Genomic DNA, 4,795 nt, shown 5'->3' on the forward strand with positions numbered 1-4,795 from the left:
GAACAAAGTATTCTTTATTCCACCATCTATTTTCTCTTAACCGAGCAGTATTGATTCCACCATCTATTTTCTCTTAACCGAGCAGTATTGAAAACCATCTGACTTACCGCAAGTTGAGAAAACAAATCTGCAAACAATGCTAAGATTGCACCCATCATTGTTACACTAGGGATTAATATTCGATGGTCGGAAGTATTAAAAAGACTACGACAAAGATGAGGAATTGCTACACCTAAAAATGCGATGGGGCCACAAAAAGCAGTAATTGCTCCAGCCAATATAGATGCACTGGTAATAATAGAAAATCTAGTTTTCTGCACTGTTAAACCTAGACTACGTGCATAAGATTCACCAAGTAAAAGTGCATTCAAAGATTTTGATTGCAAGACTGCTCCCAATAAACTCAAAAGTATCACAGGAATTAAAACAACTAACTGTTTCCAAGTCACCCCAGCAAAACTTCCAAAAGTCCACATGATATAACTTTGAATGCGTTCTTTTGAGCTAAATTGCAACAAAATACTAACAATTGCACTAGTAGCATAGCCAAACAATAAACCTAAAATTAATAGTGTCATCGTATCTTGCACTCGGCGAGAAACAACTAACATCATCCCTAAAACTGATGCTGCGCCGAGACTTGCTGCTATGACTAAACCAAAATCACTAATTATTCCCAAATCGGCTAATAATGTTGGTGTCGTAGCACTTGCTGTCAGCACAACTAACGCCACACCTAAACTTGCACCAGAACTAATACCCAATACAAAAGGCCCCGCTAAGGGATTTTTAAATAGGGTTTGCATTTGTAAGCCACTCACACCTAAAGCCGCACCCGCTAAAGTTGCAGTTAAAGCTTTAGGTAGGCGAAATTTGAGAATAATATGAATCCATGTCACTTTTTCTGTTTCAAGTCCTAGCAAAATTTTGACTACTTCATTAATAGGGATATCAACTGAACCTAAAGCCAAGTCTAATAAAAAAGCCAAGATTAAACTTATAAGTATAATGAAAAAAATAATGGTTTTGAAAACCGGAGATTTTTGGATTATTAGGGTATTTTTAAATTTATATTTTTTGCTTAACATTATTAACTAATTTTGTGGTAATAAAATAACTGATGGTTAGGTAATATCTCTGGATGCAGTATTTTAATCAAATCAGATAAAACCATATCTGGGTTACTAATTCCGCTTTCCCAGTAATCATTACCTCCACTTTCATTCACACGGGCATTATTATTGTAAAGATTGCCTGTTTTCACAGCCTTAAAATCAGCATAGCGATTATCTTCTGCGACTAAATCCTTTAATTTCTTCCAAGATTGACTAAAATTTAACCAGTAGTCAGCATTGGCTGCACGTTCTAAAACAACTTCAAAAGATAAAGGTAAACTACCAGAGGATTTATCATCACTCCAGAGATAATTTGCTCCTGCATCAGCTAGATATTTGGCTACGTAACTTTTACCCCCAGGCATATACCAAGTTCCTTTAAAATTGAACCCAACAAATATAGTTGGACGATTTTTTACAGCTTTAGCTTTTTGAGCTACTCGTTCATATTTATTGGCAATTTCACTAAATATTTTTTCTGCTTGCTCATCTTTATTAAAAAACAGAGCCGTAAATTTTAACCATTCGCTTCTTCCCAATGGCGTATCTTCCATATATTCAGAATTTATCCCCACTTTCAAACCTGCTTCTGTGAGTTTGGCGTAACTATCAGTTTGGGAATTTCCAGTCCCAAAAGTTGTTACCAAGTCAGGATTTAATTCTAGTACTTTCTCTATATCCACATTGGAATTATCACCTACCTGTGCTAATTTCCCGGCTTTGATTCTCTCGACTACATCAGGAGTATTGACTTGCTTACTATTACTAATACCAATCAGTTTATCAACTACACCTAACTTGGATAGGTGGGGTAAATGAGTAGTAGATAGAGAAACTATGGAATTAATGGGAACTGTAATTACCTGTGCTTGATTAAATCCTTTTGGCGTGGGAGTTCCACATTGGACTAAAACATATTGAAACTTTGTGTTGGCATTCTGCCAAGGATTTTTTATAGTGACGATTTTGTAGTGTTTATGATACTCTACTGCGAAGCCTGTTGCATGAGTAATCTTAATTTTATTAGGGAAGTAATCAGTATTGGAGTCATATTTTTGAATACAGCCGTTATTATTGGTATTTGTAGAGGTATTAATTGCTGTACTATGGCAAGCAATAATTAAAGTGGCAATTAAGAAGAATTGGCATAAAAAAATAATGGGTTTTAAGTGATGATATTTTACCAATTTCATGGGGTTTGAGGAAATAGAATTTTTCTCACGCAGTAGACGCTTTGCGGCTTCCCGCAGGGTGGCGCAAAGCCGCAGAGAGTTACAGAAGAATAGAAAAGAAGATGAACTAAATAAAATCTGTTTTATGTCTGGCGTGAGATTTTTAAAAATAGAAGTTATACGGAATTTGGTGGATAGCAATGTTCAATAACTTTGTTACCTTTTACCAAATGTTCATTCACAATAGTTTCAGCTACACTTGAGTTAACGCGAGTGTACCAAGTCCTATCATCAGAATAAAATACAACTGGCCCTTGTTGGCAAACTTCCAAACAGCCAGATGTTCTCACTTCTATGTCTAAACCTGCATTTTCAACTGCTGATTTTAAAGCATCAAACGTGGGTTGCCATTTGCGTGAAGGAAGACAACGAGTAGAAGTGCAAACTGAGATATAAGAATGTTTTAGGGGGTTTTTAGTAAACGGTATAGGCTGGTTTCCCAATACATAAATATCTCGTAGTTCCTCATAAAGAACTAACTTTGATAAATTAGGCTTGCCTTCTGGTAATAAATTTTCACCTTCTACATACGGATTTGGCAAGAAAATAGTCATGAGGTTTTCGTCTGCACCATTCCAAAAATCGATACCCCAACTTCTAGGGATACCTTCTGCATTAAACCGTCGATAAAATGCAGCACGATTTACTTGACGTTGTTGCCTTAATTCTAAAGGAGTCTTACAATGAGGTCCACCTAAATTAGCCTCTATACATAGGTGTAAATGCCAGCCTTCTGCGACTACTGTGAGATATCCATCATAGAGAATACAAATTTTGGGTGGAGCATTAAATTCTAATTCTAATACACCTCCTTGGACAATATGTCCTACCCCTACCTGCTGCCAATTCTGCTGAAATAAGGTGTAAAGTAGTGATGACAAAACATCGGTACTCGAATCAAAATATTCATATTCAATAGACCCCCCCGTAGATAAAGCCTCAATCACAACCTTATTTACTGGAGTTACCCAACAATTAAATTCAATCATTCAAAACTCCTCTCTGCGTGAAAAAACTCTTGACTTCAAAACGTAGAACTCAACCCAACTTGAAAAACCCTCCCTCCATCAGGATAACCAGGAAATAATTGGTATCTCTGGTTAAAGATATTATCCAGACTGCCTGTTAATACTAATGTATTACTTAGATAAACTCGCATTTTGAAATCAAAAGTAGTATAACCAGATAAAAATTCTGTATTAGTATTGTTTATGGGATATGCACCTAAAGAATGCATAAGTATTCCAGCATATAAGCCTTGAGAAGTTTCATAAGAAAGTCCTGCGTTTAAACTGTCTGCACCCGCAAATCGTAACTCTTTATCAACTTCGGCAGAGTTTGTACTTTTCAAAATCCGGGGATCATTTGCTGTATAACTAACAAAAGCGTAGATATTATTCGCTAGCTGCAAATTTAAAACTGCTTCGATTCCTGTAGTACGAACCTTACCAATATTTTCATAAGTAGCTACTGGAACAGCAAAGTTATAGGCGATTAAATCTGATATTATGTTGTTAAAATAGGTCAAGCGCAATAAACCAAAATTGCCTAACTTCTGGTCAATTCCAATATCATAACTATCGCCTTTCTCTGGACGGAGATTAGGATTACCAACGTAACTACCACCATTGGCATATAAGCTGAAAAGATTCGGCGCACGGAAATTTTTGATATAGTTAGCTCTCAAGGTAGTAGAATCTGTAAGTGCAAATTTTGCTCCTACACTTGGTGATGTAAAAGAGCCATTTGTCAAGCTGCTAAAATCCTGGCGTAAACCTAAGTTGGCAGTGAAACTAGAGGTAAAGTTAATTTCATATCTAGCAAATATCGCTCCTTGACTAATACTATCGTCGTAAGTGACTGTTTTTGTATCAACAGAAAAGTCGAATGTACTATTAGTAGCCGATACATTGCGGTAATCAAAGCCATAAACTAGGGTTTGATTATTAGCAAATTTCCAACTGTGTTGTGCTTGCAATCCATAAGAAGCTTGCCTGTTATCATATCGTGCTTGGGATGAATTGCGACTATCAAAACGAGTGTTGAGGAAATCTGCGTAAACTCTGGCTGTTAGCAGTGAATCATCTCCACCTCCTAATTTTGAGTTCCAGGTTAAATCAGTGAGAACTTGATCTGTGTATTTGCGATCGCTATCCGTCAACGAGTTAAAATACCGCTTCGAGAATATAAGCATTCATGAAGTGTCTTTGTAATAGTACTGTATCGGGTACTGCTAACCAAGCATTTAAGAAAGCTGCAAGATTTTTACGCCCGATAAAATGCGCTTTAAATGTTTCGCCAGCCATACTTAAATGCGGAGAATTGGTGCTGCAAATTACGACACCACGTTCTCCTCCTAAATAACCGACCCAAGCGTTGTAACCAATTGCTAATATATCCCTCTTCTGTCACTCTCCGGAATAAGCAAATAGTAAAAAAGCGAAATCA

The 4,795-nt window shown here is 36.6% G+C and carries 4 protein-coding genes and 1 pseudogene; all 5 read right to left on the reverse strand.

The window, feature by feature from the left end; all coding sequences use genetic code 11:
- Positions 1 to 26: 26 nt before the first annotated feature.
- Positions 27 to 1,088 (reverse strand): iron ABC transporter permease, encoded by a 1,062-nt coding sequence (locus tag RM368_RS37915; protein WP_322698835.1) that lies wholly within the window; start codon positions 1,086 to 1,088, stop codon positions 27 to 29.
- Positions 1,089 to 1,090: 2 nt separating this feature from the next.
- The gene (locus tag RM368_RS37920) at positions 1,091 to 2,308 is read right to left on the reverse strand and encodes an ABC transporter substrate-binding protein (protein WP_322698836.1); all 1,218 of its coding nucleotides are present in this window, start codon (positions 2,306 to 2,308) and stop codon (positions 1,091 to 1,093) included.
- Between the two features lie 155 nt (positions 2,309 to 2,463).
- Entirely contained in the window at positions 2,464 to 3,336 is an 873-nt protein-coding gene (locus RM368_RS37925; RefSeq protein WP_322698837.1) for a (2Fe-2S) ferredoxin domain-containing protein, read from the reverse strand.
- A gap of 35 nt (positions 3,337 to 3,371) precedes the next feature.
- A pseudogene (locus tag RM368_RS37930) lies at positions 3,372 to 4,532 on the reverse strand (TonB-dependent receptor); the annotation flags it as partial.
- A complete protein-coding gene (locus tag RM368_RS37935; protein ID WP_322698838.1) occupies positions 4,513 to 4,653 on the reverse strand; it encodes a hypothetical protein in 141 nt (46 codons plus the stop codon). The pseudogene RM368_RS37930 and the gene RM368_RS37935, both read right to left, overlap by 20 nt.
- Positions 4,654 to 4,795: the final 142 nt, after the last annotated feature.

The organism is Nostoc sp. DedSLP03, assembly GCF_034530815.1.
In the GTDB taxonomy this organism is placed as follows: domain Bacteria; phylum Cyanobacteriota; class Cyanobacteriia; order Cyanobacteriales; family Nostocaceae; genus Nostoc.

What these genes read in the sequence shown, in the direction of transcription:
- RM368_RS37915 (WP_322698835.1), bottom strand. Translation starts at nt 1,088, where the DNA reads ATGTTAAGCAAAAAATATAAATTTAAAAATACCCTAATAATCCAAAAA.
- RM368_RS37920 (WP_322698836.1), bottom strand. Translation starts at nt 2,308, where the DNA reads ATGAAATTGGTAAAATATCATCACTTAAAACCCATTATTTTTTTATGC.
- RM368_RS37925 (WP_322698837.1), bottom strand. Translation starts at nt 3,336, where the DNA reads ATGATTGAATTTAATTGTTGGGTAACTCCAGTAAATAAGGTTGTGATT.
- RM368_RS37935 (WP_322698838.1), bottom strand. Translation starts at nt 4,653, where the DNA reads ATGGCTGGCGAAACATTTAAAGCGCATTTTATCGGGCGTAAAAATCTT.